This is a genomic window from Ruegeria sp. AB9, assembly GCF_056542585.1.
The window spans coordinates 1-6,032 of sequence record NZ_JBQGAA010000036.1 but is presented as its reverse complement, the minus strand read 5'-3'; the positions used below and the strand labels follow the sequence as shown (position 1 = coordinate 6,032).

Here is a 6,032-nt window from a genome sequence, read left to right as displayed (position 1 = left end):
TTTGGTTGCGGGGAGAGGATTTGAACCTCTGACCTTCAGGTTATGAGCCTGACGAGCTACCGGACTGCTCCACCCCGCGACACTTTTGGTGGGCCTGTTGCCTATTCGGCTACTTGAGGCCGGGTCGTGTTTTTTTCATCGTTTAGAGAGAATGTGGGGATTTTTCTAGGTTTGGCGGTGACCTACTCTCCCGGGGCTTAAGCCCAAGTACCATTGGCGCGGCAGTGCTTAACTTCCGGGTTCGGGATGGGACCGGGTGTTTCACTTGCGCTATGACCACCAAACCGAGGAAAATCCCCGTCGCTCTTTTTGCTTTGCAAAAAGGCGACGCGCGGGAGGCAGCGTCTTTTGTTTACAAAAGGCGCGTTGCCGCACGGTTGTTATATCAATCAACATCGCGGCTTGGCGCTGCGAGGCTATCCATTGTCAAGGTCAGTGTATGCTTTTGGTGATTTGTCTTTCTGTTACTGGATCAAATCAAGCCTATCGGGCGATTAGTACCGGTCAACTGAACGCATTACTGCGCTTACATCTCCGGCCTATTGACGTGGTGGTCTTCCACGGCCCTCAGGGAGACCTTGTTTTGAGGGGGGCTTCCCGCTTAGATGCCTTCAGCGGTTATCCTGTCCGATCATAGCTACCCAGCACTGCCGTTGGCACGACAACTGGTCCACCAGTGGATCGTTCACCCCGGTCCTCTCGTACTAGGGGCAACTCCTCTCAAGTCTCCTACACCCACGGCAGATAGGGACCGAACTGTCTCACGACGTTCTAAACCCAGCTCACGTACCTCTTTAAACGGCGAACAGCCGTACCCTTGGGACCTGCTCCAGCCCCAGGATGAGATGAGCCGACATCGAGGTGCCAAACACTGCCGTCGATATGGACTCTTGGGCAGTATCAGCCTGTTATCCCCGGCGTACCTTTTATCCGTTGAGCGATGGCCCTTCCACTCGGGACCACCGGATCACTATGGCCGTCTTTCGACTCTGCTCGACTTGTCAGTCTCGCAGTCAGGCTGGCTTCTGCCATTGCACTCAACGAGCGATTTCCGACCGCTCTGAGCCAACCTTCGCGCGCCTCCGTTACGCTTTAGGAGGCGACCGCCCCAGTCAAACTACCCGCCACGCAGGGTCCCGGATCCGGATAACGGACCGCGGTTAGACATCAAGAGTGCGAAGGGTGGTATCTCAAGGGAGGCTCCACAGGTACTTGCGTTCCTGCTTCAAAGCCTACCACCTATCCTGCACATCACAATCCTGATGCCAGTGCGAAGCTGTAGTAAAGGTGCACGGGGTCTTTCCGTCTAACCGCGGGAAGCCTGCATCTTGACAGGCAATTCAATTTCGCTGAGTCGATGTTGGAGACAGCGGGGAAGTCGTTACGCCATTCGTGCAGGTCGGAACTTACCCGACAAGGAATTTCGCTACCTTAGGACCGTTATAGTTACGGCCGCCGTTTACCTGGGCTTCAATTCAAGGCTCTCACCTCTCCTTTTAACCTTCAGGCACCGGGCAGGCGTCAGACCCTATACGTCGTCTTGCGACTTCGCAGAGCCCTGTGTTTTTAATAAACAGTCGCCACCCCCTGGTTTGTGCCCCCAGCCCCTAGTTGCCTAGGAACCGGGCCTCCTTCTCGCGAACTTACGGAGGTATTTTGCCGAGTTCCTTCAACATCGTTCTCTCAAGCGCCTTGGTATGCTCTACCAGTCCACCTGTGTCGGTTTAGGGTACGGTCTGATGGAGGGCTATTTCCAGGAACCACTCAGCAGCCCAATCAATCCGATAAGATTGAACTACACCTGTGATCCGTCACATCCTCCTGGCCTAGGAATATTAACCTAGTTCCCATCGCCTACGCCTTTCGGCCTCGGCTTAGGGGCCGGCTTACCCTGCTCAGATTAGCTTTAAGCAGGAACCCTTGGACTTTCGGCGAGAGTGTCTCTCACACTCTTTGTCGCTACTCATGTCATCATTCTCACTAGTGATCTCTCCACCGGATCGCTCACGCGCCGGCTTCATCGAAAGAACTCGATCCGTCATTACATCCCGCTGCTGTTACACAACACAGATGCAAATACGGATGAGTTCTATGTCACACTACGCTCTGCTACCATGCCTTACGGCATCCTAAGCTTCGGCTCATGGCTTGAGCCCCGTTACATCTTCGCCGCAGGACAACTTATTTAGACCAGTGAGCTGTTACGCTATCTTTAAAGGATGGCTGCTTCTAAGCCAACCTCCTGGTTGTTTTGGTCGTCCCACCTGCTTTCCCACTTAGCCATGAATTGGGGGCCTTAGCTGTAGGTCAGGGTTGTTTCCCTCTCCACTACGGACGTTAGCATCCGCAGTGTGTCTGCCATCTAGTACTCCCGGGTATTCGGAGTTTGGTTAGGATCAGTAAGCCTGTGGGGCCCCATTACCCATCCAGTGCTCTACCCCCCGGGGTATTCGGATGACGCTCTACCTAAATAGATTTCGCAGAGAACCAGCTATCTCCGAGTTTGATTGGCCTTTCACCCCTAGGCACAGCTCATCCCGATCCTTTTCAACGGATGTGGGTTCGGTCCTCCAGTAAGTGTTACCTTACCTTCAACCTGGCCATGCCTAGATCACTCGGTTTCGGGTCTGATCCCACGAACTCATGCGCCCTATTAAGACTCGCTTTCGCTACGCCTACACCTAACGGCTTAAGCTTGCTCGTGAGACCAAGTCGATGACCCATTATACAAAAGGTACGCCGTCAGCTCGCAAGGAGCCTCCGACTGATTGTAGGCGTTCGGTTTCAGGTACTGTTTCACTCCCCTCGTCGGGGTGCTTTTCACCTTTCCCTCACGGTACTGGTTCGCTATCGGTCAGCAAGGAGTACTTAGCCTTCGAAGGTGGTCCTCCGATCTTCAGACAGAATTTCACGTGTTCCGCCCTACTTAATACGTCCGTCAAAGCTTCCTATACGGGGCTGTCACCCGCTATGGCCACGCTTCCCAACGTGTTCTAGTCACTTATCCGGCTCGGCTGGTCCCCGTTCGCTCGCCGCTACTAGGGGAGTATCAATTGATTTCCTTTCCTCCGGGTACTTAGATGTTTCAGTTCCCCGGGTTTGCTCTTAAAACCCTATGTATTCAGGTCTTAAGTACCTGTTTAAACCCCATATTGAGTATCAAAGATAACAATATGAAGCTTTCAGGTGGGTTGCCCCATTCAGAGATCCATGGATCAAAGCTTATTCTCAGCTCCCCATGGCTTATCGCAGAGTATCACGTCTTTCATCGCCTCTTGCTGCCAAGGCATTCACCAAACGCCCTTCTCGCGCTTGATTTGATCCAGAAAGAGAAAGACACAACTTAGTGCGCTACCGCCTATTCGGCTACTTGAGCGCAGTCAGGTCAATCGCGATCATCCAGCTGGTAACTAAAGATGATCTTTCTTCTGAACCAAAAGCATACTTTCCCGCCTTCCATCCTGGAACCCATGCTGCCGATGTCGGTCGGCCCCGCATGGAGAATGGAAGACATGCATAACTGTAAAGTTATGCGGGTTAGTGTACTTGACTTGGACAACTCTGTTCGTTTCAGCCGGGATAGTCGTGGACAGGCGAGGAAACACCCGCGTCACAACCCGCTCATCCGAAGATGAGAACGACTGAGATCAACGCCACACTCGGCGCGATCAAACAGTGTTGATTGATTTTCTCTCTATACGATGTCAATTGACGTCCGATTGGACGGCTAAACACTCAAATCAGCGCTTAACGGTCAAATCGAAGGAAAGTGGTGGGTCGAGGAGGACTTGAACCTCCGACCTCACGCTTATCAGGCGTGCGCTCTAACCACCTGAGCTACCGACCCACTTTGTACGGGGCCGACTGCAGAAGTGGTGGAGCCTAGGAGGATCGAACTCCTGACCTCCTGAATGCAAATCAGGCGCTCTCCCAGCTGAGCTAAGGCCCCTTGCCGGACCTCGCGCCTATTCGCAAGATCCTGATTTTCTGAAGAGATATGAGGACGGCTCGGTCCATGAGTTTGACCAACTTTGTTTGTTGATCTTCTGCTAAGTGTATCACGAGATTTGCGAACAAATCTAACTAGATACATCCTTAGAAAGGAGGTGATCCAGCCGCAGGTTCCCCTACGGCTACCTTGTTACGACTTCACCCCAGTCGCTGATCCTACCGTGGTCCGCTGCCCCCAAAAGGTTAGCGCACGGCCGTCGGGTAGAACCAACTCCCATGGTGTGACGGGCGGTGTGTACAAGGCCCGGGAACGTATTCACCGCGTCATGCTGTTACGCGATTACTAGCGATTCCGACTTCATGGGGTCGAGTTGCAGACCCCAATCCGAACTGAGATGGTTTTTGGGGATTAACCCACTGTCACCACCATTGTAGCACGTGTGTAGCCCAACCCGTAAGGGCCATGAGGACTTGACGTCATCCACACCTTCCTCCCGCTTATCACGGGCAGTTTCCCTAGAGTGCCCAGCCGAACTGCTGGCAACTAAGGATGTGGGTTGCGCTCGTTGCCGGACTTAACCGAACATCTCACGACACGAGCTGACGACAGCCATGCAGCACCTGTCACTAGGTCACCGAAGTGAAAGGTCCATCTCTGGACCGGTCCTAGGATGTCAAGGGTTGGTAAGGTTCTGCGCGTTGCTTCGAATTAAACCACATGCTCCACCGCTTGTGCGGGCCCCCGTCAATTCCTTTGAGTTTTAATCTTGCGACCGTACTCCCCAGGCGGAATGCTTAATCCGTTAGGTGTGTCACCGAATAGCATGCTACCCGACGACTGGCATTCATCGTTTACGGTGTGGACTACCAGGGTATCTAATCCTGTTTGCTCCCCACACTTTCGCACCTCAGCGTCAGTATCGAGCCAGTGAGCCGCCTTCGCCACTGGTGTTCCTCCGAATATCTACGAATTTCACCTCTACACTCGGAATTCCACTCACCTCTCTCGAACTCTAGACCGATAGTTTTGGAGGCAGTTCCGGGGTTGAGCCCCGGGATTTCACCCCCAACTTTCCGATCCGCCTACGTGCGCTTTACGCCCAGTAATTCCGAACAACGCTAACCCCCTCCGTATTACCGCGGCTGCTGGCACGGAGTTAGCCGGGGTTTCTTTACCTGCTACCGTCATTATCTTCACAGGCGAAAGAGCTTTACGACCCTAAGGCCTTCATCACTCACGCGGCATGGCTGGATCAGGGTTGCCCCCATTGTCCAAGATTCCCCACTGCTGCCTCCCGTAGGAGTCTGGGCCGTGTCTCAGTCCCAGTGTTGCTGATCATCCTCTAAAACCAGCTATAGATCGTAGGCTTGGTAGGCCATTACCCCACCAACTACCTAATCTAACGCGGGCTAATCCTTTGGCGATAAATCTTTCCCCCGAAGGGCTCATACGGTATTACTCTCCGTTTCCAGAGGCTATTCCGTACCAAAGGGTATATTCCCACGCGTTACTAACCCGTCCGCCGCTCACCCCGAAGGGCGCGCTCGACTTGCATGTGTTAGGCCTGCCGCCAGCGTTCGTTCTGAGCCAGGATCAAACTCTCAAGTTGAAAGGCTATTGCTAACCTATCCTTGACGTTCGAACCTCTGCACATCTTTAGTGCGCTACCGCCTACCCGGCTACTTGAGCGCGAATAAGCTTCCCCCAACCCGGCTAGGCCAGAGAACGCACTAAAAGTCATCTGTTTGTTGTGCTTCTGGTTTCTTCAGAAACCGAAAGCCGTACAAACAGTGAAGCTGACACCGGATCATCGAGCCGAAGCCCTACCAGCGCGATATACAGACATTCAATCCGTCGAAACGAACCAAACCGCCCACATATCTCTTCAGTTATCCATCAATGTCAAAGAACAGAACACCCAGAGCCAAAAATCAGACCGTTGCGCCAAAACCTCAGCGCGCCCGCCTAACCCATTCCCAAAGATGCCCCCGGTCTCTCCCGAGCGTCTCAACCGTCTTTCCAGTCCGTCAGGCCGTCTCTCCGACCCGTCAGCACCGCCTCAGCAGCGCCGGTGAAGGGG

3 tRNA genes and 3 rRNA genes are annotated in these 6,032 nt (G+C 53.6%); all 6 read right to left on the bottom strand.

Going from position 1 to position 6,032, the window contains the following annotated elements:
• Positions 1–2: 2 nt before the first annotated feature.
• Positions 3–79, bottom strand: a tRNA-Met gene (locus ACR0K5_RS24880).
• Between the two features lie 90 nt (positions 80–169).
• Positions 170–284: ribosomal RNA gene (gene rrf, locus ACR0K5_RS24875) — 5S ribosomal RNA — on the bottom strand.
• Between the two features lie 189 nt (positions 285–473).
• Positions 474–3,318 (bottom strand): 23S ribosomal RNA (locus ACR0K5_RS24870).
• Between the two features lie 452 nt (positions 3,319–3,770).
• Positions 3,771–3,847: transfer RNA gene (locus ACR0K5_RS24865), tRNA-Ile, on the bottom strand.
• 26 nt (positions 3,848–3,873) lie between these two features.
• Positions 3,874–3,949: transfer RNA gene (locus tag ACR0K5_RS24860), tRNA-Ala, on the bottom strand.
• 150 nt (positions 3,950–4,099) lie between these two features.
• A 16S ribosomal RNA gene (locus tag ACR0K5_RS24855) occupies positions 4,100–5,561 on the bottom strand.
• Together the 16S, 23S and 5S rRNA genes with 3 tRNA genes alongside form the textbook arrangement of a ribosomal RNA operon.
• Between the last annotated feature and the right edge of the window lie 471 nt (positions 5,562–6,032).